A 22,550-nucleotide genomic window follows, 5' to 3' on the forward strand; every position below is an offset into this window, starting at 1 on the left:
AAGCTCGTTAATCTAATTTATTAGACCTCTATAAATAACAAAAGCCTTTGAAATTATTCAAAGGCTTTTGTAGTTAGGGATTGGAGTGTTTTACTTAATAATCACTTTTCGGGACTGCATACCGTAATTAGTGTCCATAACCATAATGTAGTTACCGCTGGCTATATTTTGAGTACTCACCGAGATGATTCCGCCTTGATCTCTAACATCCCAAGTTTGAACCTGCTGTCCTAACATGTTAGTAAGCCCGATGGATTCCATAGTGATGTTCTGTCCTTTCTTTATGTTTAAAGTATGCATACCGTTAGGAGTGTAGACCACTAAATCGCTTTCTACTAGTGTCACATCTTCATTACTCAAAGTAGAAGGGTCATTGAACACAATAGAATAACGTGTTGAGTTGGTTCCAGCAACTAATCTAGGGCTTGTGTAGTGACCACTCATCAAATCTGTATAAGTTCCTAAGACAGCATCTTTAAGGAAGATTTGCTGCGTTGGTTCTATATTTTTAATCTCATCTAATTTGATGGTCATGTTACCTTCTGCTTGTAATTTTACCATTAACGGCAATTCAATGTTTGAGTTCATAGCATCTATTCCTTGAATGGTTAGATTTTTATTTCCTAAAATGAATGCCATATCTTCCATTTGTTCGTCGATTTGAACACCGTCAAAAGCATGGTCATAGTTCCTACTTGCATTGGGGTCAATAGTCAATAATAGTTGTCTGTGTATGGTACTAGGACTATCAAATCCCAATCTGATTTTAGGTCTTGGATCATTAAAGCTGTTATAGTCTGCATACGCATTGCTTCCAGCATCAGTTCCTGGAGCAGACACAAAAAGGCTGTTTCCAGAAGATTCTGTTACAAACTGTCGTTGATCGTTTCTAAATCTGATCGTACCATTTGTAATTCCAGTAACAAAGAATCCTTGTGCAACCGGCACAAAACGTTCTGGACGTTTGGTAGCAATTCCTCCTTGGTTAACGTCTGGACTAGAAGTTCCTAAAGTTGCATTAGCCACACCACCAGAGAAGTTGTACATCGCATAGCCACCTTGATAGCTAGCAAGGATATGAGTATTACCACCCCAATGTTCCCAAAAATATAAGGTACCGTCTAGGTTAGGGTTATCTGTAATAAATTCATGAGCATCTAAAGCGCTTGGGTATGGATTACCAATTAAGTAATCGTTTCCTGCATTGATAGGGAGATCAATAGCTCCATTGTTAGGTTTCCCTACAAAAACATAGTTTTGTTCTCCAGTTGCACCAGTTCCTTTCATTGTAAATCCTTCACCAGCATTCATAACTCCTGTGGGACCTGTATACTGCCAGTTAGCATATGTGCCACTAGTTAAGTTTCCATATTTGTACAACCATCTTCCAGATATAGTAGCCGCGGTAGCAGCATCTCCTGCTGTACCATTTCTCACACTTGTAGGCGTCCAGTTTAAATCTCTAGGATTATTTACTAGAGTTCCATCTTTGAGAGCGTCAGCTAGGGAAAAACCGTTATTATCATTGTTATTATTAGTAATACTTACCGGAGAAGACCAATAATTATAGTCATATGTGATACCTGTTCCTTGTTGATCTCTTTCTATAAATCCAGTTGTGGTACTTAACAAATCACTGTCTGTAGTTTGAATTAATTGAGATTCTCCCTTAAGATCAATGGAACCTTGAAGATCCAGAACATGAGTAATGGTAAGTCCGTGATCGTTATCTACATTCATTTCGTTACTTTCTACAAATAAGCCTAGTAAGGTTATATCTGAATTTGCAATAGTAACTTCATTGTTAGTTTTTACGATGTTCCAGTCTATATTTTCAACAACTCCATTAATGACACGAGTACTTCCTGGCGTGTATAGCACAGAACCATTTTCCCAACTAGAAGAATTTTCCCAGTCGCCGGTACCTAAGGATTTATATGGTAACGGAGCGGTTTGAGTTCTTAATTCAAAGTAGTTCTCATTTGCCATTCTACCATAGCCTTCATTAACAGATTCGTCATTTAAAGAAGTTCCAATAAAACTGTTCATACTGTAATAAGCAGATAAGGTCGTCCAGTTCAATCCAGCTAGTTCATTTTTAGTAATCGTACTTGGAATGGTTTTACCAGAGACAAGGTTGGCGTTTTCCATCAGCTCTTGGTTCATGATGAATCTGATTTGATTTTCAGTTAAAGCCATATCCCACATTCTGATTTCATCAATTTCTCCATGGAAAAGGTCGTAAGCCATTTCATCTTCGTCTATTCTAGCACCTATTCCTAATAAGTTTCCATCAGGAAGAGGAGCAGAGAGCGTAGCTTCAATGTCCAGAACACCATCAATATAGATTTTTGCAGTACTGCCGTCATAAGAGAAACCTATATGTCTCCATACGCCATCACTTAAAGCTGTATTAGAAACCATTTCTTCTAAAGAGCTACCATTCCATCTTAGTGTTATCCGATTGTCATTTCTAAGAGACAGCTGGTATCCATTACCATTTGCTCTTTTTGCAACGATGGTTCTTTCTGTATTGGCACTGTTTGCACCTTCACTTAAAATCCACGCACTTGCAGAAAAAGTACTTCCCAAGCCTTGAGGATTATCTACGATGATGTGATCATCTACACCGTCAAAAGCGACACTTCTATCATCAAACATCACATCAGAGACAGCAAGAGTGAAATACTTAATTCCATCAAAGTTGTAAGAAGCTCTTTCATATATTCCATCGTTAACGAAGAATCTTGTTTCCAGTCCGGTAGTAAAGTTCTCATCATCTGCTATCATAAGAACATATTTTCTATTTACTGTTAAGGCTGGTAGACCAGCAAAATCAGTGGTAGCTACTCTAAGCTCGGTAGTTGCTATGTCAGTAGGGGTTTGCTCTTCCATCTTCCATACACGGTTCATTCTTGTGATGTTTGTCAATACGGCATTTGAAATACCAACATCGTGATTTATAATTGTGCTGCTGGCATTGAGGTCTTGTCCATTATGACCCCAGAATAAAAAGTCTTTATCATTATCAAAGCTCTGCGCGTTTTGCGTTCCTAAGTCTTCCACGCGATCTAAACCTACAGCTACTATACTCGTTGAGTTTTCACTTTTAGATTGTTTTTGAACTAATTCTGATTTATCATCACGTCCTATTGCTGCAACGTCAAAGTTGAAGTTTGTGTTAGCGGAATAGTTCCACACTGTATTGTCGTCAGAATCAAGGTAATCCCAATCAGCCCTATGATCATCTAAAGTACTTGTAGGATTGTGTAATGACACTCCGTTTTTGATAGCCAGATAAGAATATATTCTTTGTTGTACTAAATTAGATTTTCTATCTCTATAACTAAAAACTTCGGTTATTTCTCCGTTCAAGTGAGTTTCAAATGGTAACCCGTTCAATTGGTAACGTCCGGCACCTATATAAAAAGGTTTGTTGGTAAAGCCATAAAAGTTTAAGGTTTCTCTAGAGATTTGGGTCATACCCGTTTGGTTATCAATTTTACGTCCGTTTAAATAGATTTCTGTTTGATTGTTTGCTGGGTTATTTTTCACATTGAGGATGTGTACATCATCAAATGTTCTAGTAGCGTTAGAGAATGATCTTCCATAACTACCATCTGCTGGGTTTGTTTCAGAAACAGTACCAACACTATGCGAAATAACTTCGTCATCAAATCTTACTGATACGGGGCCCCAACCTAATCCAGAAGGGTCTTTTGCTGGGTTGACAGGAGCGCATTTTGCAGCTAGAAGCATGGTTTCACCTGCTAGTTGTCCCGTCATATCTATCGTACTACGTACAACAATCCAGTAATCGTTAGAGTTATAACCTCCTTTACCTCTTAAGTGTTGTTGTTGAGATCTATCAAAAGCAACAGTTGCGTTAAAGTTGATATTGTTAGTCGTATTATTAGCATATACAGGAGCATTTGCAGGTATTTCAAAAGCATCGTTATCTAGTGCTTGATCTTCCCACAATGGCAATAATGTTCCATCAGTGGATGGAATATCTTGAGATCTCAACCAAAGTGTCAAATTATCATTTACATCAGCTGGTCCATCAGGAGCATTATCAGGGATTATTTTTCTACCAGTGATAATAATGTTGTCAAATAAAGCACCATCATCTGTAGGAGTTGACCCATTGCTGGCAAAAGCAATTCGCAATCTTAGGTTGGCATTGTTTTCAGTAGAGTTAGGTAAGACATGTGTAGCTTCTTCAAACCTACTTAGGGATGCAGTTAAATTGGAGTTGTCTCCGGTCCATGCATCGGCATTGTTAGCAAATCCATCTACGTCTGTAGAATTATACCAATTTACACCAGAAGTATCAGAACCTAAGGTGATCCAAGTACTACCGCCGTCATCACTGTATTGAACTCTCATACCATCTTTATTATCATTGGTATTGGTTCTAAAATCTATATAAAACTTAAGGTCGGTATATCCTAAGGTAGAAATGATAGGACTGGTCACCGTTGCAGATGCATTGGCTGGATAATTGTTCCAGTTATTAGTATACCAATAGTCTCCTTCTCCTTTTTCGTTAGTTACAGTTCCCAAACTAAATTGAAAACCGCCTGTTGTGGAAGGACTCCATCCAGAAGCGCCACCATCAAAATTTTCAAAGTATAAGGTAGATATTGATCCAGCCGAAACCGCCGTAATATCAAAATTATAGTTCGTCTCATCTGCATCATTTGAAGTAAAACTAATCACAGCATTACTGGTCCCAGTAGTAGCACGTGAAAATTCTACGGTAAAGGTATCTGAACTTCCAGGAGCAATAGTTGCGGCAGGTTGATCGGTAATGCTAAAGTCTCCAGCGTTTGTTCCAGTTATATTAATAGGAGTACCTGTAAGATCTAAATTTGCAGTTCCCGTATTCTCTATAGTGTAGGTGACTGCAATACTTGTAGTTCCGTCGGCTGTACCAAGATTAGTAGCATCAGCACTACTAGGAGTGGTGTCGTTATCAGAAATAATAACTCCATTTCCTAAAACAGCCACTTCTGGCGCAGCAGCACCACAGCCACCGCCATATACATTAAAGTTAAAATAGTCGCCACTTTGACCACTGTTTAAACCAGTACTAAGGACTACGTTTCCTCCTGAAGTTATAGTAGCGGTACCACCGCTATCCCAGCCATCGTTTGGGCTATCATATAATCTAGCTCTATAGTTGTTACCGTCTGGTAAACAACCTAAATCAATAGTAGCGTAATAGGCAACCGCAGATCCAGTATAACACTGAGCAGGATTACAATATCGAGCTATCTCAGTTCCAGAGGGGTTATAGATTAAAATATAGTTTTCACCAGAATAAGACGGCCAACTTATATCTAAATTAACTTGACTAGTTTGTGCGATGCTCGAAAAGGAATATAATGCAACAAATGTGAACATTATCATTTTCCAATGGTGGGAAAGAGTAGTTTTTTTCATGAGCCTTTTTATTATTTGTTCAGGTACACGAATATAAAGGTCGTTCATCGTCAAAAAAGGTATTTTAACAATATAATCGCCGAACAACGTTGTTATTATGCATTTCATGGAATATTTACCGTTTTAGGAGAATATTTTAAAAATATATATATGTTTTTAAACGATTATTTTATACGTATTAGCATCATTTTTAACATATGTTAATTAATAAAATCAGTTGTCAGTGTTCAAGAATACCCTTATATTTCCTATGCTAGCAATTGAAGCATGAAAAAAGAGAAAGTAACCCTAAAACAACTGGCAGATTTGTTGAATTATTCGATTTCGACTATTTCAAAAGCCTTAAATAACAGTGAAGAAATTAACAGCGATACAAAGCTTAAGATAATCGAGGCTGCAAGGGAGTTAGGCTATAAGTTTTCACAAACGTCCTTAAAGACAAATAAAACTATAGTTGTGATAATTCCAGACATTAGGAATGACTTTTTTGCACAGGTTTTAAATGGTTTGGAAGTAGCAGCTACAGAAAATAATTTTAAAATCATTACGGGCTTTTCAAATGAATCCTATGATAAAGAAGTTGCCTATTTATCTGCTTTAAATAAAGAATCTATTGATGGTTTTATAATAGCTGCCGCAAGGGAAACCCAACAAGTTGAAAAATATAAGCATTTTGAAGAACTTATAGATTTGGGTATTCCTTTAGTCATGTTTGATCGTGTCATAGACGAATTGGAATGTGATAAGATAGTTAATGATGATTATCAATCTGGTCAAAGAGCTTTTGATTTCTTATTAGAAAGTGGTGATAGAACTATTTGTATGGCCAGTACTATAAGTTTATTAAGTGTCGGCAAATTAAGAGAAAAAGGTATTAGAGCCAGTGTAGAAATGAATGAAGATGTAAGCTTCCTAGTTATTACAGCATCTGACGAAGAGGAATATTCTAGAAAAATAGAAAAGGCTTTAAAATTTGATGGTATTCAGTCTATTATAGCATTAGATCAAATAGCAGGAGTCTTGGCATTAAATAAAGCACACGAATTGCATATCAAAATACCTGAAGAATTACAGCTTATATGTTATTCTGACGGACTTTTATCTAATTATTCCTTTCCAAAAATGTCTGTTATTGATCAACAGGCTCTAGAAATAGGGAAGAAGGCGTTCATCAGGATGTTGAACCTCATTAATAACACAGATAAAATAAAGGTAACACGTGTACATACCTTGAAATCGTCACTAATTAAAAGAGGAACTACTAGATAATAAAAAAGCTCTTACTGTAAAGTAAGAGCTTTGTAGCGTGGGGCGGGCACGATCCGCCGACCTCAGCATTATGAGTGCTGCGCTCTAACCAACTGAGCTACCACGCCATTTAGGTAATATTCTTTGTTGTTTAGCGGCTGCAAATATACATCTATTTATTTTTTTATTCCAAACCTTACTCATTATTAATTTTGATTAATTTTCTTTTTTCAGGAATGAAATTAAACCTTATATTGCCGTCAAAGTTTATTAAATGCAAGACCCAATCAAATTTGACCTTGAATTTCCAATTCAAGCATCACCGACTTTGTTATATCAACATATTGCAACGCCATCTGGAATGTCAGAATGGTTTGCTGACAATGTAAATAGTCGTGGCGAGTATTTCCGATTTATTTGGGATGGACAGGAAGAGAAAGCAAAAATCCTTAAACGCGTCTCTGGAGAAAGAGCCCGTTTTCAATGGGATTATGATGAGGACACTAAAAAATATTTTGAAATTAGAATTCAGGTAGATGAAATTACTAAAGATGTCTCTTTAATGATTTCAGATTTTGGTGATGATGAAGATGAGGTAGAAGAACAAAAAATGTTTTGGGAAAACCAAATAGGAGCACTAAAAAAAGTCCTAGGTTCTAGATAAAACCCTAATTAATATTTAATTTTGAGCCCTGAAATTACAGGGCTTTTTTTATGGTGATAATTAATAGAGAATTTTTAGAAGAACAGAATGCTGTTATCCCTTACGATAACAGGGGAACCTTTTATGGTGATGGAGTTTTTGAAACTTTGAGGTGTTATAAAGGTAAAGCATTACTCTTTGAAGAACATTATTTTAGGTTGATGTCAAGTATGCGTATATTACGCATGGATATCCCTCAATTTTTCACTCCAGAATTCCTTGAGGATAGCATTCATCAGTTACTTAACAAGGAAGGTTTAGATAAAAATCATGCCAGGATAAGGATTAGTGTTTGGAGAAAATCAGGAGGTTTATATACGCCAAATGATTTATCAGTGAACTACTCGATTTCTTGTTCTAGTCTGGAGGGTGCTTTTGAAAATGTGTCCAAGAAAGAAGTTGATCTGTTCAAAGATCATTTTGTTTATGCTTCTTTATTAAGCACTTTAAAGACCACTAATAAAGCGGTAAACATTCTTGCAGGTATTTATGCTAGCGAAAATGATTATGATGATTTATTATTGCTCAATCAAGATAAGATGGTTGTCGAGGCTATTTCAGGAAACGTGTTTTTACGTAAAGGCGATGAGATCAAAACGCCACCTATTGATGACGGCTGTTTGAATGGTGTTATGAGAACTCATATTATCAAGCAATTTAAAAAGATGCTCAACTATAATTTTGTAGAGGAAACCATCACACCTTTTGAATTGCAAAGAGCAGATGAAATCTTTGTTACTAATATGATAAGAGGTGTTCAAAGTGTTACTAAATACCGTAAAAAGAGTTACTCTGATGAGACTGCAAATGAGTTGATAGAATTGCTTAATGACACCTTTTTTGATTAGTTATAAGAAGGGTTCTCTGGAGCATTAGACCATAACTCGTAGTCACCACCTAAATATTTCATTTTCTTTTTCCAAATATCATGCATATTATTTGATAGAAGGTTTTTACTATCCGTGTTTTCCACGACTACCCAAGAATTAGATTCTAACTCATTCTCTAGTTGATGGCGTTCCCATCCAGAGTACCCTAAAAAGAATTTGATTTCTTCTCCGGTAATTTTTCCTTTACGAAGTAAATCACTTACTGCATGAAAGTCTCCACCCCAATAAATACCATCTTCAATTAAGTGGGAGTCTGGAATAAGATCTGGTATATTGTGAAGAAAATAAAGGTTATCTGTTTCTACTGGACCGCCTTGGTACACCTCTAATTGTAAAGTGATTTCAGGTATCAATTGATCTAATGTACAGTCTAGGGGTTTGTTGAGAATGAAACCTACAGCACCTTCTTTATTAAATTCAGTAAGTAAAACCACAGAGCGTGAGAAGGAATCGTCTCCTATTATGGAAGGTTCGGAAACTAAAAGACTTCCTTTTTCTGGCGCTACATTTTTCATAAACTGTTCTTATCACCTTAAACTTAGTAAAAATTAATGAATATCACACTAGTTTTAAGAGAATAGCAAAAGGATCAGATAAAATACTTAGATAAAAGCAATAAAAAAAGTCCCAATCTTAAACGAGTTAAGTTAGGACTTCTAATGGTTTAAACTAATCTAAATTAGTTTACAGCTTTTTGTAAATCGCTACCTGCTTTGAATTTTACAACTTTTTTTGCAGCAATTTTGATAGTCTTACCAGTTTGTGGGTTTCTACCTTCACGAGCAGCTCTTTTAGAAACTGAGAAAGATCCGAATCCTACTAAGGATACTCTATCTCCTTTTTTAAGAGAACCTTCTACATTTCCTAAGAAAGATTCTAATGCTTTTTTAGCTGCTGCTTTTGAAATTCCAGCATGCTCTGCCATTCCTTCGATTAAATCTGTTTTGTTCATAATTGAATTTAAATTAATGTTGGTTAAACTAAAACGTTGAACAAATTTATACGGAATATGCGACCACACAAGGATTACAGTGTAAATCTCAACAATTTGTTCATAAAACCGATAAATTGTTAATAACTATAAGCCTTTCAAGGAGATTTCTCCTTAAGCCTCGTCAAATCTAGCATCTGGAACAAACGTATATCCATTCAATAGATCTTTTATTTTCATGCGTTTTTTATTAGGTAATTGGAGTTCTTCGATTTGTATCATGTTTTTACCACAGGCAACAATCATCTCCCCGTTTTCTATAACAAAACTTCCGGGTTTCATTTTGTGATGTTTTTCAACGACTTTACTTTTGTGAATTTTCACAACCATTTGCTCTTTATTATATAAAAAAGCTTTTGCTACTGGATAAGGATACAATCCTCTTATTAGTGCGTCAACTGTCACCGCATTTTTTGTAAAATCGATGAATGTGTTTTCACTATTGAGTTTGGGAGCTTCTTTTAGATCCGTATTATCTTTTTGTAGGGAGGTAGTAACTGTGCCCGCAGCGATACTATTAACGGTTTCCAAACTCAGTTGTGCTCCAATAGACATTAGTCTTGTATAAAGTGTTCCTACGTCTTCTAATGGATCAATAGGAGTCTCTTTGTTGGAGATAATAGCGCCAGTGTCAATTTTATCATCTATAAAGAATGTTGTTACACCAGTTGCTCTTTCTTGATTTATAATTGCCCAATTGATAGGGGCTGCCCCCCTGTATTGTGGCAATAGGCTTGCGTGGAGATTAAATGTACCTAAAGGAGGCATCTTCCATACGGCTTCTGGTAGCATTCTAAAGGCTACGATAACCTGCACATCTGCTTTAAATGAAGCTAGCTCCTTTAAGAATTCGTCTGCTTTTAAGTTTTTAGGTTGCAAAACGGGAAGATCATGTGCTACAGCATATTTTTTTACATCACTCTCATTAATTTTCCTTCCTCTTCCCGCAGGTTTGTCTGGAGCTGTTACCACAGCCGCTATTTCATGATGTGATTTTTGCAATGTATCCAATACGCCAGTGGCAAATTCTGGTGTACCGAAGAATACTATCTTTAAGGACTTATTCATTGATTTTATATTTATTATGGCTAGTTAAAATAACTTTCTTTTGTTCTAATAATGTTTTTAGATGTGCGACCACCACATCTTTATGTTCATTTATTCTTTTACAGATCTCTTGACTATCAAAGGGCTGCTTGCGTAATAGGGTGATAATTTGTCCTGAGGTAGTTCTAACTACTGCGCTCAAACAGTTGCTACAATGGCCACAATCGGTGTCAGTTTTTTCGTCAAAATATTCCAATATCATTCTATTGATACAAGTGGTTGTATTGGTTACCAGCTGTACTAATGACTTTAGTTTATTAAGCCTCAGCGTATTCTGTCGTTCTAGTTCTCTTGAGAATCTATTGATGGTACGATCATCATCTCTAGGAACTAAATAGGTGATTTGTAAATCTGTATTGGTAATAGTAGCTTCTATCAATTCTTGATCGTGCAGCAACTGCAGTGCTTCATTTACTTCTTCTTCACTCGTATTACTTCGTGTAGCGATCAAAGCTGTATTGATTTGTAGCACGTGATTTTTACTGCTTCCATAAGTGCGCAAGATGGCCTGTATAATTGCATTGACAACAGGTCTATTTTGGGCAAAGGAAATGATTCTTGTTCCGCTTTCGCGAAAGCTGACACTACAACGTCTATGATAACCTTGTGCAAGACTGATCACACTAAATCTGTCTAAGGCGTTAAGGGCGCTGTATGCTTGCATACCGTTTAATTGATAGGTGGCGCAAAATTTTGAAAAGGAAAGAGGATGAGTTTGCTCTTCTCCTTCACCTATGGCTATTCTCAAATAATTAGATAATTTGCGATAGATAAATTTGAGATAATCTGCCGTAGGTTGTGATTTCACAAACTGATTGTACGCATGTTCAATATCATTGCGATTGTAAATAAAATAAGCAATACTGTCATCACCATCCCTACCGGCTCTTCCAGTTTCTTGATAGTAACTCTCAACGCTGTCAGGTAATTGCATGTGAACGACGCTACGCACATCTGGCTTATCGATCCCCATACCAAATGCATTTGTAGCTACCATCACCTGTATTTTATTATTCATCCAGGATTGCGCAGTACGGGTTCGTATTTTATTAGAAAGGCCACCGTGATAGAATCCTGAAGTAATTTGAGCTTGCTGAAGGAGTAAAGTGAATTCTACGGCATTCTTTCTACTTCTTACATAGGTGATACTGCTACCGGGATAAACCGTGTAAAAATGACGTAGTGCTTGTCGTTTATCTCCAGTGTTTTCTATTTTGTAATGAATGTTGGAACGCTCATAACTAGACTTGAATACTTGTGCATCTTCCAGTTCCAAGACGGTGACTATATCTTCTTGTACCGCTTGGGTTGCTGTCGCTGTAACCGCAATTATAGGAACTCGAGGATGCAACTCTTTTAACGTAATGATCTGTCGGTAGGCAGGTCTAAAATCATGGCCCCATTCACTGATGCAATGTGCTTCATCAATAGCGATCAGATTGACATTCATTTTAAGAATACGTTCCTTAACTAACGCTTGTTGCAATCGCTCTGGACTCAAATACAGAAAATCATAATTTCCATAAATACAATTATCCAGTACATCATCTAGTTCTTGGTAAGAAATACCTCCAGTGATTCCTACCGCTTTGATATTTCGCTTTTTAAGTTGGTCGACTTGATCTTTAATCAAAGCAACCAGCGGAGATATGACAATGCAGATACCTGGAAGTTGTATACCTGGAATTTGATAACATACAGATTTTCCTCCACCAGTAGGTAATAAGGCAAGAGTATCCCTACCTTCTAATACACTGGAAATAATCTCCTGTTGTAAAGGTCTGAATTGGTCAAAACCATAAACGGTTTTTAATATGTTTAAGGATCTATTTATCAATACTATAAATGATCGTTAATAAAAGTAAGACGATTTTCTACATCAAGTTTAGGAATAGGAATAGGAGTGTAGCCTAACTTGCTATAAAAGCTATGGAGAATATCTCCTAAAACTACTGCTTGCTCATAACTCTCATAACGTTCACTGTCACTCTCGTATATTTCCTCCCACGGTGGTAAAAAGAAGACTAAATCGTACTGGTGTTCTTCACTAGCCTTGATAAATTCTGCTGGAATATCATCCCCTGTAAACACGTGATAGGCAGGAATGTCTGGAATACCTCTGTCATAAAAATGGATTCCTTCTGTCGCTTTATTGAATTGTAAAATACGACCAGCAAGCAATTCATTGCTAAAAGCAAACGGGTCGGTTAGAAAAAGTTGCGCTATGCCTTGCTGTTTTGCTTTTGCAGTTACTTCCCTAGAGATTTCATGATGTACGTTAAAGCCATTTTTTTCAATAGCCTTTAGAACACTAGTTTTTCCCGATCCAGGACCACCGATGATTAAAATTCTTTTGATTTTTTTCATAACAGTACAAAATAACTAAATCTATCAATAGCAATCGAGGCTATGATGAATTATATTTGCATCTACAGTATGGAAAATAAAAATTCAGAAGAGTTTTACGCAAAACTAAAGATTCAGCTGGCAGACACGAGTTCATGGCCTTCTAAGTATTTGTATAAATTCATAGTCCCAACGCAAGGAACACAAATCTCAGAGATAGAAACGCTTTTTGATAATACAGGAGCGGTAATAACGACAAAGGAATCCAGTAAAGGAAAATACACCAGTGTTTCTATACTAGTAAACATGAAAAACCCTGACAAAGTGATCGCTAAATATAAAGAGGTCAGTAAAGTTAAAGGAGTTATCTCTCTTTAATAGATTATTTATTCTATTTTGTGTATTTTGCAACACTTCACATTAAGTAATACCATTTCAATTTGATATCATCATTAGAATACAATACAGAGCGCAACCAGCTTGTTATACCAGAATATGGAAGACATATTCAAAAGTTAGTGGAACATTGCAGAGCCTTAGAAACTAAGGAAGAACGCAATAAGATGTCTACCGCTATTATAGGTGTGATGGGTAATTTAAATCCACATTTAAGAGATGTTGCCGACTTTCAACACAAACTATGGGATCAATTATTTGTTATCGCAAATTTTGATTTAGACGTAGATTCCCCATATCCTATTCCTGATAGAGAAGAGCTTGCGGCCAGACCAGCAAGAATGTCTTACCCTCAAAAAAGACCTCGTTACCGATTTTATGGAAATAATATCCAGGGAATGATCAATGTTGCTCTAGGATGGGAAAAGGGAGAGAAAAGAGAAGCTCTCGCTTATATTATCGCAAACCACATGAAGAAATCGTTCCTAAATTGGAATAAAGACTCTGTAGATGATGCGGTTATTTTTAAGCACCTCTTTGAATTAAGCGAAGGGGAGATCAACCTTGCTGCAAAAGAAGAAGACCTTTTAGAGTCTAAGGCGCTGATTTATCGCAATACAAGTACGAGCCGTTCTAATACCAATAACAATAACAATAAGCGCCAGCAAGGTAAAAAGAACACAAGAAGTAGTAGTAATAGCAATAATAATAGCAATAGCAATAGCAACAGAAGGAGAAGGAATTAAGTTTCTTTTTTTTTAAACTTCATAAAAAGTCCCATTTTAGTTATAAAATGGGACTTTTACTTTGTAATAAGTATGCTAGATTAAATAGATTTTCTAGTATCTTCAGAGTTCATTCTCCAAGCATCTAACATCCATGAAGTAGTTTCTAATTCCCGTATATAAGCACCTATTAAATCAATCGTACCCTCATCATCACAGTCTCCAGCTGTTGCTACAACTTTTGACATTTGAGAAAGAAGACTACCATGATCTTCTATTAGATTATTCACCATTTCTATATCAGATAATTCTGACTTGGTTTCCTTTATATTAGAAAGTTTTAAATAATCACTATAATTGGATGTAGGTTGGTATCTTAAAGTTAAAATACGCTCTGCAATTTCATCAATTTTTATAATGGCATCGTCATACATTTCTTCAAATTTAATATGTAAATCGAAGAATGATTTTCCTACAATATTCCAATGGTAATTTCTTAATTTTTGATAGTATAAATGATAATCAGCTAATAGAATATTAAGTTCCTTACTGGTGTGTTTTGCTTTTTCTAAATCGAAGTTTAAGTAATTCATTATTTTGATGTTTTTTGTTTGTCTTTGATTGTTGTCTTTTCTAAATCAAGATCCCTGTGTTCCACATTTCGATCACCGAAACTGGTCAATGGTTGATCATCCGTCTTTCTTTCAAATTTCTTTTCCATGCTTAAAGGTAACAATACATACTTCCATACTTTAAGAAATTGAAGTTAAACTATGTTTATAAAATCACAAATAAATAGGGTAAATCCTGATATAGTGTGAATCTATCAGCTAAAAGGAAATTATTTAACAACAAAAAAGCTTTCAAAACTCTTGTCTTCTAGTTGCATCCAGAGCAGCGGTGCAAAGCCTCTGTCTAAGCTTTCCCAAGTAAGTAATAGAACTTGATGGAAGGTATAGGATGCAGGTAATTCCTGTGGTGTCATTTTCCACGCATATTTTTCTGGAAGGAAATAGGTGTTTTCAGTTTCCGCTTTCGCGAAAGCGGAACTCTTATAATAATAACCGACAATACTCGATTTATGAATGTACTTAAATTTATGATCCCATAATTGATGTGGTATGAATACATGTGCCAAAAAACAAACGCGTTGTTTGATATTTTCTACAGCAATATCATGACTCTTTAATAGCTCCACAGCTTCTGCAGTGTAGAGCAATGGTAGTTGATGGTTTTTAAGATGCTCTAATTTCCTTACCAGATGATCCCTGCCGTTGGGACCTTGATATTTGTTGAGCTCTTGAAGGACAGTTGATTTCTCCGTACTTGTGATTGTAGGATTATAAATGTAAAATTTATAAACCAATTCTATATGTAAAGTGGAGTTAGAACGTTGATCCTTGATGATATAGTCCAACTCACCCATGGTTACTTTTCCTTTAAATACTTGAATATTAGATAGTAATAATTGATAGTTATTGGATTGCTCTACACAAAACTTGAAAAAGTATTCGGCTCTTTTACCCAATAAAGTTCCTTGAGGTATCATGGGTAGGTCTAATGATTCTTGATGCTCTAGATGATCAAAATTAAAATTTGATAATCCAAATTGTTCTAATCCTAGTAACTTTCCAGACCACAAGCTTGCTGTTTTATAAAAAGCTTTAAAACGTGCAAAGTTACTCTCCATGAATTTATAGTTAACGGGATTGGCTTTTTAGGAAAGCACCAGCAGCCGGACCTAAGTTAAATAATACATCGAGACCACTTAGAGGTTGCGTAAAACCATGCTTTTCTTGAAACACTTGTATATATTGGGTTAAACACATCACAGGTTTGTCTTTAGCATCAATTAATCGCTTTGCTAGTGGATCGTTTTGATATTGTTGAGTCCTCTTTATTTCTCTATGCAGTTGCAAGTGTTCTAACAAAAAATAAAGTGTTTTAATATTCCATTCCATTAAAGAAGTTGGAATGTCTTTAAAAAGCATCTCGAGGTCATCTTGATAATATTCAAAGTAAGGACTACTGTAATAAGCACTTTTAATACTTTTTAAATGAGTGGTTGCCCAATTTTGTGAATGATCTATTTCAATAGAATGATAGGGTACAGACCCCCCTTTTTTTTGATGTATGATAGGAATGTTAAGCGCAAGTTTACCATTTGCTGCAGCGATGTAAGTTCTATTGCGATAGGTCTGTTTAACATAACTATCTTGGGTTTCTAATACAAGGCTAGAAGATTTATGGATATGAACGAGTGCTATCACATCCACAAAATACGATGGATGAATAATGATTCCATTCATAATTTATTTACTTCTTCCTTTTAAAATTCTTTTTACTATAAAATATCCAGCCACAACAACAAGAAAATAAACTAAGTAGGAAGTAGGTTGTCCAGATCCGTTTACGGTGGTAAACATTCTTTCGAACCTAAAACCACTAGGAAATGATTTATTAGTATCATAACTCATCCATACAAATACAGGTTTACCAACTACGTGATTAAAGGGTACATAACCCCAAAACCTGCTGTCTAAACTGTTGTCGCGATTATCCCCCATAAGCCAGTAGTAATCCTGCTTAAAGGTGTAAGAGGTGAGTGGTGCGCCATTTAATAAAACCTGATTTCCTTTTAATGTAACATCATTAAATGTATCCATTTCACTGCCTTCATAAACTTCGATAATTCTTTCGAAATAAGGGATGTTCTTATAATCTATGTCTGTGGTCATTCCTTCGGCAGGAATTAAGAAAGGATCTCTATCATCTGCATTATTAGATGTTCTCCCGTCATACGGAAAAACATTAGGTCTCATGTATAAGGAATTTTCATCCTCTAGGTCTCTTAAAGCCATACTCATAGGCCTTCCTATGTCTCTGTTTTGCCGTTCTACATTGATAACATGTCCAGAAGCTTTTATTTTTTCTATAGCTTCTTCTGTAGCAGCCTTCACAAAAAAGGCTGGCCTACCCGTTTTTAAATGAGAACCGAATTGAAACCCATCGGTAATGTCATAGGTAAAGAAAAACTCTTCTCTTGTCAATTTACTCCCATCAGGGAAAATCATTTCTTGATCTGTCTGAGATACAGCATCGGTTTCTAAGACATAAGAATGCTGAGGCTTTGCACGTTCAGGAAGTATTAATTTTTCTCCATTGATAAAGATATCTCCATCTCTCATAGACATGGTATCCCCAGCGATGGCTACACATCTCTTTACATAGTTGGACTTTTTATCAATAGGCTTGTAATGAAATTTACCATCATCATTAGGGTACGAATTAATGGTGTCTGTAGGATAGTTAAAAACGACTATGTCATTGCGTTCTATTTTTTGAAAGCCAGGAATTCTCGCATAAGGCAGTTGGGGTCTGGCTAGATAGCTCTTTACACCCAAAATAGGAATGGTATCATGAACCATAGGAGCAGCGATAGGTGTCATAGGTAATCTTGCACCATAATGAAACTTACTGACAAAAAGGAAATCTCCAGTAAGCAAAGTTTTTTCTAACGAGGAAGTAGGAATAATAAAAGGTTGCATCACATAAGTATGTACAATGGTAGCAGCTATAACAGCAAACAGAATAGAATTGGTCCATTCTCCTGCAGCCGTTCTAGGATTTAATTCTCTGTTTTTTATGTGATTTAATACCTGCGTATAATTGATGTAATAGCTATAGAAACCTAAGCTACTAACACCTAAAATAGTATCTAATCTTTTATTGTAACCGAAGGATCTCAGTGTATCTACCCAGATGACGATAAACATCATGATATTTACCACCGGTAGGAACAATAAAATGGTCCACCACCAAGGTCTGTTCATTATTTTCATCAAAATAACCGCATTAATAACAGGAACAAATGCTTGCCATGCCTCGTAACCAGCAGCTACGTACATTTTCCAAGTTCCTAATCCATGTACCAGCTGGATTATTAAAAATACGATTAACCATTCTGTCCAGTTCATAATTGATATGTTGTAATGTGATAAAAGTGTTTAGGTTGTGTTACAATCCTAATACATCTTTCATCGTGTATATTCCTTTTTTATTAGTAATCCACTCTGCGGCAATGATACTTCCTAGTGCAAACCCATCCCTAGTTTGTGCCGTATGAATAATTTCTATGCGATCTATTTCATTTTGATAGGTAACACTATGTGTTCCTTTTACATCATTCTCTCTCACGGCTTCAATAGGTACAGAGTTGCTTTTTAACGTATGACCCAAATGCCAATTTTCTTTCCCTGCGCTTTCTGAAAGTCCATCAAATAAAGTAATAGCAGTGCCGCTAGGGGCATCTTTCTTTTCTGTATGATGAATTTCCTTCATTTTTACATCATATTCTTTAAACGAACTCATCATTTGAGCTAATTTCTTATTGAGCTCAAAGAATATATTCACTCCTAGACTAAAATTTGAAGCATATACCAAACTGGATTTATGTTTAGAAACCAGCTTTGTAATATCAGGAAGATGCTTATTCCATCCAGTGGTACCGCATACTATTGGTATTTGAGTTGGAATCAAATATCTTAAATTTCCCATGACACTTTCGGGACTTGTAAATTCAATAATTACATCGGCTTTTGTAATTTCTTCCATGGAATCGTTGCGACCTACTCTAGTAACCACATTATGACCGCGTTCTAGTGCTATTTTTTCAATAGCCTTGCCCATTTTACCATATCCTAATAATGCTATTTTCATATTAAAAAGTGTAGCTTAAATTAAAGCCGTAGGTATTGCCAATGGCCAGAGTATTATAATCCATATAAGGTAAGAAGCTCAAATTGCGATCCACGCTAAATTGGCTCAAATGCCCATCTACATTAGCCTCTATTATTTGTATGACATAAAGAGCGGCAGTTATTAAGATGCTTAACTCTTTATTGCGTTGTGAGGTACGTTGTGCTCTTTCTAGCCCTTCTGTGCTTATTATGGGTGTGCCGTTTTCATTTGAAAATTCATCGTCTGTTCCACCAGCAAGTCTTATTCTAAAGGCATCTCTGAGTCTGTTGTATTCTTTATCGTTAATAGTGTAAGCATAAATGGGTAATCCTACTGCAGCGAGTGCTAGAGGTACTTTCCAGTATTGTTTATTGTAAGCTTGTCCTAGACCAGGTATGACAGCGCTATAAAAAGCGGCTTTTGCAGGTCTGTTGGCATCATAAACTGTTGCAACACTGTCTTGTGCGACGAGCAAGCTGTCAAAATTAGGACCAGGATCTGTTGTGTTTTGTGAAAAACCTAATGTTCCCAAAAAAAGTAATATGTAAAAAAAACCTTTACTCATTGATCAACTTTACGATACGTTCAAAATCAGCTTTGGAAGCGTAAGAAATAGTTATTTTACCTTTGCCAGAATTTGTCATGGTAGTGGTTACTTTAGTATCTAGTAAATCGTTTAATTCCTTTGTTTGCTTAGATATATGCTCTGGTAAGGAATTGGTTTTAGTTGGCTTTCGCGAAAGCGGTTCTGTTTTTAATTCCTTTACCATTTTCTCAGTATCTCTCACAGAAAGGCCATCGCTGAGTATCTTTTGATAAATATCTAGCTGTAGTTCTAAACTTTCTACCGTGATCAAGGCGCGACCATGTCCCATAGAAATAAATCCATCTCTCATACCAGTTTGTATGATGGGATCTAATTTTAACAGACGTAGGTAATTGGCAATGGCGCTACGAGATTTCCCAATTCGATCGCTCATTTGTTCTTGAGTAAGATCGATCTCTTCAATAAGTCTTTGATAAGAAAGAGCAATTTCAATAGGGTCAAGATCTTGACGCTGTATGTTTTCCACCAGTGCCATTTCAAGAGATTCTTGGTCATTTGCAATACGCACATAAGCAGGAATGGTATTCATTCCTAGAAGCCTAGAAGCGCGACACCTGCGTTCTCCAGAAACGAGTTCATACTTACCAAACCCCTTTTTACGTACGGTTATAGGTTGTATAACACCTAGTTCTCTGATGGAAGAAGCCAGTTCTCTTAACTGCTCCTCATTAAAACTAGTTCTAGGTTGAAAAGGGTTCATGTCTATGTCCTCTAGAGAAAGGTCAATAACATTACCTACTATCTGATCTGCATTTTTATCTGAGGTAGAATTGATATCGTTACTAGGGTCTTTTAAAAGAGCAGATAAACCTCTTCCTAGTGCTTGTTTTTTAGTTGCTTTGGCCATATTGCTTAGGCGTTTTTCTGTATGAGTTCATTGGCAAGGCTCAAATAATTTTCTGACCCTTTACTAGATGCATCATAATTAATAATACTTTCTCCATAAGATGGTGCTTCACTTAAACGCACATTACGTTGAATGATTGTTTTAAAGGTAAGGCCTTCAAAATGTTGATTTACTTCTTCTACTACTTGGTTAGAAAGTCGCAGCCTGCTATCGTACATCGTAAGCAGTAAACCCTCTATATCCAGGTTTGCGTTATGTATTTTCTGTACACTCTTTACCGTGTTCAGTAATTTACCTAATCCTTCTAAGGCAAAGTATTCACATTGAATAGGAATTAATACCGAATTGCTCGCGGTGAGTGCATTTAATGTGAGCAAACCCAAAGATGGAGCACAATCGATTATAATGTAATCGTAGCTATCTTTTATACTCTGTAAGGCTTTTTTCATCATGTACTCGCGGTCTTCTTTATCTACGAGTTCTATTTCTATGGCAACAAGATCAATATGCGCTGGAATAATATCAACGTTAGGAGATGCTGTTTTGATAATTAAGTCTTCAGCTTTTGCAGAGTTTTCTATGAGTTGGTAGGTCCCTTGTTCTATGGTATCTACATCAATTCCTAGACCCGAAGTCGCATTTGCCTGAGGGTCAGCATCAATGAGTAAAACTTTCTTTTCTAAAACACCTAAACAGGCTGCAAGATTAACTGCCGTTGTTGTTTTTCCTACACCACCTTTTTGATTTGCTATAGCAATTATTTTACCCATGGAAGATTTATAAATTAAAACGCTAAAGTAAATATTTTACGGCGGATTTTAGGCTCTATTCTATAATTAGGTTGACAAGATTTTGTTAGCAAGTAGGTATTTGCACTTATTTCATTGATTTGGAGCTTCAGACTTTAATAAATGATTTATTGCAACAGGTCAATTTATCGATCTAGTAAGATCTAAGAACTAACTTTGCTTTATGAAAAAATTACTCGTTATAGGAAAAAACTGGCCAGAGCCTAACACAACAGCTGCAGGGTATAGGATGATACAGTTGCTCAGGGTTTTTCAAGAAGACGCATATCAAATTCACTTTTCATGTGCCGCAACAAAATCTGAATTTTCTAAGGATTTGAATGCTTTGCATATAATCGAAAAGTCTATTATCCTCAACGATTCTAGTTTTGACGATTACGTCAAAGAATTGCAACCAAATATAGTATTGTACGATCGTTTTATGACCGAAGAGCAATATGGATGGCGTTGTAGAGAACATGTTCCCAAAGCTATTCATATATTGGATACAGAAGATCTTCATTTTTTACGAAAGGCTAGGGAAGAGGCGTTTAAGAATAGGGAACAGGTAAATGTATTTAATGAAACTGCTATGAGAGAAATTGCAGCTATATATAGGTGTGACTTGAGTATTATTATTTCCAAAGTAGAAATGGCCTTATTAAAGAAGACATTTCAAGTGCCAGATTCCAAGTTGATTTACGTGCCTTTTTTATTCAAGACTTCTGAATATCAAAAAAAAGATAAGTGCCTTCCTAGTTTTCAAGAGCGAAGACATTTTATAATGATAGGCAATTCCCTACACCGTCCTAATTATGATGCGGTTTTACATATGAAGATGGATATATGGCCTAGCATTAAAAAACAATTGCCGGGTGTAGAGATTCATATTTACGGAGCCTACCAAAATGAGAAGATCAACCAACTTCACAATAAGGAACAAGGATTTATTATAAAAGGATTTGCTCCAAGTGCTATGGACACCTTAAAAAAATATAGAGTATTGATGGCACCATTAAGGTTTGGTGCTGGTTTAAAGGGTAAAATATTTGATGCCATGCTGTCCTGCACACCGGTCGCAATGACCGCTATTGCTTCAGAAGGCATGTTTAACGATGAAAAATTATACGGTTTTGAGGAAAATGACCCCCTAGATTATGCACATAAATGTGTGGTGTTGTATACATCTGAATCGGAATGGAATAATATCAGTGACACTAATGAAGAATTATTAAAAGACAATTATGATTATAACACTTTCGCGAAAGCGCTTTTAAATAGAGTTGTATCGATAAAAGACAACGACCTGTACATCGAGTCAAAGGATGATTTTTTTATCAAAATGCTGAACTATCACTCCGATAGAGCATATAAATATTTGAGTAAATGGATAGGAGTAAAAGCACAGTTATAAAAAGTTAATTTACACACTTTTTTTTACACTTTTCTCAGTAAAATTGTTAATATGTAGTTCGTCGATAAAAATTATTGACACTTTAAATTTAGCTATCAAATGTTTATTAGTTACCAATTGGTAATTATTTTAACAACCTTATTTTAACCTTTTCTGTTGAAAAGATTAAACATTTGATTATTTTATCGACGTACGAAAATTTAATTACAGCTTTTTTTTATATATTTAAAGTTGTAAATAGATGATAAACAGTATTTTAATTTATATTTATTATTTTTTCCTTATGTAGCGCATAACACT

21 protein-coding genes and 1 tRNA gene are annotated in these 22,550 nt (G+C 35.8%); 6 read left to right on the forward strand and 16 right to left on the reverse strand.

The annotated features are described in order from the left end of the window. Positions 1–90: 90 nt before the first annotated feature. Positions 91–5,448 (reverse strand): LamG-like jellyroll fold domain-containing protein, encoded by a 5,358-nt coding sequence (locus tag F0365_RS12695; RefSeq protein ID WP_169934033.1) that lies wholly within the window; start codon positions 5,446–5,448, stop codon positions 91–93. A 267-nt stretch (positions 5,449–5,715) separates the two neighbouring features. Between F0365_RS12695 and F0365_RS12700 the strand changes: the two genes are divergently transcribed. After that, the gene (locus F0365_RS12700) at positions 5,716–6,717 is read left to right on the forward strand and encodes a LacI family DNA-binding transcriptional regulator (protein WP_169934034.1); all 1,002 of its coding nucleotides are present in this window, start codon (positions 5,716–5,718) and stop codon (positions 6,715–6,717) included. A gap of 33 nt (positions 6,718–6,750) precedes the next feature. On the opposite strand, the gene F0365_RS12705 is transcribed toward F0365_RS12700, so the two are convergent. Then, positions 6,751–6,824 (reverse strand) — tRNA-Met (locus tag F0365_RS12705). Between the two features lie 146 nt (positions 6,825–6,970). On the opposite strand from F0365_RS12705, the gene F0365_RS12710 reads away from it, so the two are divergent. After that, complete coding sequence (locus F0365_RS12710; protein ID WP_169934035.1) at positions 6,971–7,360, forward strand: START-like domain-containing protein; 390 nt, start codon at positions 6,971–6,973, stop codon at positions 7,358–7,360. A 50-nt stretch (positions 7,361–7,410) separates the two neighbouring features. After that, entirely contained in the window at positions 7,411–8,247 is an 837-nt protein-coding gene (locus F0365_RS12715) for an aminotransferase class IV (RefSeq protein ID WP_169934036.1), read from the forward strand. On the opposite strand, the gene F0365_RS12720 is transcribed toward F0365_RS12715, so the two are convergent. From F0365_RS12720 to F0365_RS12740, 5 genes are all read right to left on the reverse strand, one after another. Further along, complete coding sequence (locus F0365_RS12720) at positions 8,244–8,804, reverse strand: YqgE/AlgH family protein (RefSeq protein WP_169934037.1); 561 nt, start codon at positions 8,802–8,804, stop codon at positions 8,244–8,246. The two genes, F0365_RS12715 and F0365_RS12720, sit on opposite strands and share 4 nt — an antisense overlap. Before the next feature lie 164 nt (positions 8,805–8,968). Further along, positions 8,969–9,241 (reverse strand): HU family DNA-binding protein, encoded by a 273-nt coding sequence (locus F0365_RS12725; RefSeq protein WP_015363467.1) that lies wholly within the window; start codon positions 9,239–9,241, stop codon positions 8,969–8,971. A gap of 153 nt (positions 9,242–9,394) precedes the next feature. After that, a complete protein-coding gene (gene fmt / locus F0365_RS12730) occupies positions 9,395–10,348 on the reverse strand; it encodes a methionyl-tRNA formyltransferase (protein ID WP_169934038.1) in 954 nt (317 codons plus the stop codon). After that, positions 10,341–12,224: an ATP-dependent DNA helicase RecQ gene (locus F0365_RS12735; protein WP_169934039.1), complete on the reverse strand. Its 1,884-nt coding sequence runs from the start codon at positions 12,222–12,224 to the stop codon at positions 10,341–10,343. The genes fmt and F0365_RS12735 overlap by 8 nt, the downstream gene beginning before the upstream one ends. Before the next feature lie 2 nt (positions 12,225–12,226). After that, complete coding sequence (locus F0365_RS12740; RefSeq protein ID WP_169934040.1) at positions 12,227–12,754, reverse strand: AAA family ATPase; 528 nt, start codon at positions 12,752–12,754, stop codon at positions 12,227–12,229. A gap of 69 nt (positions 12,755–12,823) precedes the next feature. On the opposite strand from F0365_RS12740, the gene F0365_RS12745 reads away from it, so the two are divergent. Further along, positions 12,824–13,111, forward strand: a complete 288-nt coding sequence (locus tag F0365_RS12745; protein WP_169934041.1) for a DUF493 family protein — start codon at positions 12,824–12,826, stop codon at positions 13,109–13,111. A gap of 62 nt (positions 13,112–13,173) precedes the next feature. Next, positions 13,174–13,875 carry a DUF4290 domain-containing protein gene (locus tag F0365_RS12750; protein WP_169934042.1) on the forward strand — a complete coding sequence of 234 codons (702 nt, stop codon included), beginning with the start codon at positions 13,174–13,176 and terminating at the stop codon, positions 13,873–13,875. 80 nt (positions 13,876–13,955) lie between these two features. Here the strand turns inward: F0365_RS12750 and F0365_RS12755 are convergent, their stop codons facing one another. From F0365_RS12755 to F0365_RS12790, 9 genes are all read right to left on the reverse strand, one after another. Further along, a complete protein-coding gene (locus F0365_RS12755; RefSeq protein WP_169934043.1) occupies positions 13,956–14,447 on the reverse strand; it encodes a Dps family protein in 492 nt (163 codons plus the stop codon). Next, positions 14,447–14,575 (reverse strand): hypothetical protein, encoded by a 129-nt coding sequence (locus F0365_RS16675; protein ID WP_262889008.1) that lies wholly within the window; start codon positions 14,573–14,575, stop codon positions 14,447–14,449. The genes F0365_RS12755 and F0365_RS16675 overlap by 1 nt, the downstream gene beginning before the upstream one ends. A 120-nt stretch (positions 14,576–14,695) precedes the next feature. After that, entirely contained in the window at positions 14,696–15,544 is an 849-nt protein-coding gene (locus F0365_RS12760) for a DUF1853 family protein (protein ID WP_169934044.1), read from the reverse strand. Positions 15,545–15,554: 10 nt separating this feature from the next. Continuing rightward, positions 15,555–16,163 (reverse strand): WbqC family protein, encoded by a 609-nt coding sequence (locus F0365_RS12765; RefSeq protein ID WP_169934045.1) that lies wholly within the window; start codon positions 16,161–16,163, stop codon positions 15,555–15,557. Positions 16,164–16,166: 3 nt separating this feature from the next. After that, the gene (gene lepB / locus F0365_RS12770) at positions 16,167–17,831 is read right to left on the reverse strand and encodes a signal peptidase I (protein ID WP_169934046.1); all 1,665 of its coding nucleotides are present in this window, start codon (positions 17,829–17,831) and stop codon (positions 16,167–16,169) included. A 40-nt stretch (positions 17,832–17,871) separates the two neighbouring features. After that, positions 17,872–18,573, reverse strand: coding sequence for a 4-hydroxy-tetrahydrodipicolinate reductase (gene dapB / locus F0365_RS12775; protein ID WP_169934047.1), 702 nt, complete (start codon positions 18,571–18,573; stop codon positions 17,872–17,874). 1 nt (position 18,574) lies between these two features. Next, complete coding sequence (locus tag F0365_RS12780) at positions 18,575–19,159, reverse strand: DUF5683 domain-containing protein (protein ID WP_240961655.1); 585 nt, start codon at positions 19,157–19,159, stop codon at positions 18,575–18,577. Continuing rightward, the gene (locus tag F0365_RS12785; protein ID WP_169934048.1) at positions 19,152–20,048 is read right to left on the reverse strand and encodes a ParB/RepB/Spo0J family partition protein; all 897 of its coding nucleotides are present in this window, start codon (positions 20,046–20,048) and stop codon (positions 19,152–19,154) included. Before F0365_RS12785 ends, F0365_RS12780 begins: the two co-directional genes overlap by 8 nt. A 5-nt stretch (positions 20,049–20,053) precedes the next feature. Next, positions 20,054–20,818, reverse strand: a complete 765-nt coding sequence (locus F0365_RS12790; protein ID WP_169934049.1) for a ParA family protein — start codon at positions 20,816–20,818, stop codon at positions 20,054–20,056. Positions 20,819–21,020: 202 nt separating this feature from the next. Between F0365_RS12790 and F0365_RS12795 the strand changes: the two genes are divergently transcribed. Further along, the gene (locus F0365_RS12795) at positions 21,021–22,250 is read left to right on the forward strand and encodes a glycosyltransferase family 4 protein (protein WP_169934050.1); all 1,230 of its coding nucleotides are present in this window, start codon (positions 21,021–21,023) and stop codon (positions 22,248–22,250) included. Positions 22,251–22,550: the final 300 nt, after the last annotated feature.

This window comes from Nonlabens sp. Ci31, assembly GCF_012974865.1.
In the GTDB taxonomy this organism is placed as follows: Bacteria; Bacteroidota; Bacteroidia; order Flavobacteriales; family Flavobacteriaceae; genus Nonlabens.

Excerpts from the sequence above, each read along its gene's own strand:
- F0365_RS12715 (WP_169934036.1), top strand. The coding sequence starts at position 7,411 with ATGGTGATAATTAATAGAGAATTTTTAGAAGAACAGAATGCTGTTATC.
- F0365_RS12785 (WP_169934048.1), bottom strand. The coding sequence starts at position 20,048 with ATGGCCAAAGCAACTAAAAAACAAGCACTAGGAAGAGGTTTATCTGCT.
- F0365_RS12710 (WP_169934035.1), top strand. The coding sequence starts at position 6,971 with ATGCAAGACCCAATCAAATTTGACCTTGAATTTCCAATTCAAGCATCA.
- F0365_RS12725 (WP_015363467.1), bottom strand. The coding sequence starts at position 9,241 with ATGAACAAAACAGATTTAATCGAAGGAATGGCAGAGCATGCTGGAATT.
- lepB (WP_169934046.1), bottom strand. The coding sequence starts at position 17,831 with ATGAACTGGACAGAATGGTTAATCGTATTTTTAATAATCCAGCTGGTA.
- F0365_RS12760 (WP_169934044.1), bottom strand. The coding sequence starts at position 15,544 with ATGGAGAGTAACTTTGCACGTTTTAAAGCTTTTTATAAAACAGCAAGC.
- dapB (WP_169934047.1), bottom strand. The coding sequence starts at position 18,573 with ATGAAAATAGCATTATTAGGATATGGTAAAATGGGCAAGGCTATTGAA.
- F0365_RS12745 (WP_169934041.1), top strand. The coding sequence starts at position 12,824 with ATGGAAAATAAAAATTCAGAAGAGTTTTACGCAAAACTAAAGATTCAG.
- F0365_RS12765 (WP_169934045.1), bottom strand. The coding sequence starts at position 16,163 with ATGAATGGAATCATTATTCATCCATCGTATTTTGTGGATGTGATAGCA.
- F0365_RS12755 (WP_169934043.1), bottom strand. The coding sequence starts at position 14,447 with ATGAATTACTTAAACTTCGATTTAGAAAAAGCAAAACACACCAGTAAG.
- F0365_RS12780 (WP_240961655.1), bottom strand. The coding sequence starts at position 19,159 with ATGAGTAAAGGTTTTTTTTACATATTACTTTTTTTGGGAACATTAGGT.
- F0365_RS16675 (WP_262889008.1), bottom strand. The coding sequence starts at position 14,575 with ATGGAAAAGAAATTTGAAAGAAAGACGGATGATCAACCATTGACCAGT.
- F0365_RS12790 (WP_169934049.1), bottom strand. The coding sequence starts at position 20,818 with ATGGGTAAAATAATTGCTATAGCAAATCAAAAAGGTGGTGTAGGAAAA.
- F0365_RS12740 (WP_169934040.1), bottom strand. The coding sequence starts at position 12,754 with ATGAAAAAAATCAAAAGAATTTTAATCATCGGTGGTCCTGGATCGGGA.
- F0365_RS12795 (WP_169934050.1), top strand. The coding sequence starts at position 21,021 with ATGAAAAAATTACTCGTTATAGGAAAAAACTGGCCAGAGCCTAACACA.
- F0365_RS12695 (WP_169934033.1), bottom strand. The coding sequence starts at position 5,448 with ATGAAAAAAACTACTCTTTCCCACCATTGGAAAATGATAATGTTCACA.
- F0365_RS12720 (WP_169934037.1), bottom strand. The coding sequence starts at position 8,804 with ATGAAAAATGTAGCGCCAGAAAAAGGAAGTCTTTTAGTTTCCGAACCT.
- fmt (WP_169934038.1), bottom strand. The coding sequence starts at position 10,348 with ATGAATAAGTCCTTAAAGATAGTATTCTTCGGTACACCAGAATTTGCC.
- F0365_RS12700 (WP_169934034.1), top strand. The coding sequence starts at position 5,716 with ATGAAAAAAGAGAAAGTAACCCTAAAACAACTGGCAGATTTGTTGAAT.